Below are 861 nucleotides of genomic sequence, written 5' to 3' on the forward strand. Positions count from 1 at the left end.
CGTGGGGGAGGAGTTGAGCGGCGAGGGCATGGCCGACCTCGTGATAGGCGGTGACTTTGCGGTCCGCTTCCCGCACGACCAGGCTGCGGCGCTCGGGTCCCATCAGCACCCGGTCGCGCGCCTCCTCCACATCCCGCATCACGATGCGTGACCGTCCCGCCCTCGCGGCGCCCAACGCCGCTTCGTTCAAGAGGTTTTCCAGATCAGCCCCCACCATCCCCGCGGTCCGGCGGGCAATGACACCCAGATCGACGGAGGGATCGAGGGGCTTCTTGCGCGCATGAATCCTCAGGATCATTTCCCGGCCACGGACATCTGGGGCATCTACGACCACTTGACGGTCGAAGCGTCCGGGACGCAGCAACGCTGCGTCCAAGACATCGGGCCTGTTGGTCGCCGCCAGGATGATGACCTCCTGGCCGCTGCCGAAGCCGTCCATCTCTACCAGCAGTTGGTTGAGCGTCTGTTCGCGCTCGTCGTTGCCGCCTTGCAGGTTCACGCCGCGCTTGCGGCCAACGGCGTCGATTTCGTCGATGAAGACGATGCAGGGCGCGCTCTTGCGCGCCTGCTCGAACAGGTCCCGCACTCGCGCTGCCCCGACGCCCACGAACATCTCCACAAAGTCCGAGCCCGAGATGGAGAAGTAGGGCACCTTGGCTTCCCCCGCCACCGCTTTGGCTAACAAGGTCTTGCCACTGCCGGGGGGACCCACCAAGAGGACGCCGTGGGGAATGCGGGCGCCGAGTTGGTGGTAGCGCTCGGGGTGGCGCAGGAAGTCCACCACCTCCTGCAGGTCCTGCTTGGCCTCGTCACACCCGGCCACGTCCTGAAACGTCAGCTTCACCTGCCCCTCGGCGATCA

1 protein-coding gene is annotated in these 861 nt (G+C 66.2%); it reads right to left on the reverse strand.

All coding sequences use genetic code 11. The annotated features are described in order from the left end of the window. The coding region (locus DAERI_RS21715; protein WP_114149469.1) for an ATP-dependent metallopeptidase FtsH/Yme1/Tma family protein at nucleotides 1-861 on the reverse strand (861 nt) is incomplete at both ends.

Source organism: Deinococcus aerius (assembly GCF_002897375.1).
Taxonomy (GTDB): Bacteria; Deinococcota; Deinococci; order Deinococcales; family Deinococcaceae; genus Deinococcus; species Deinococcus aerius.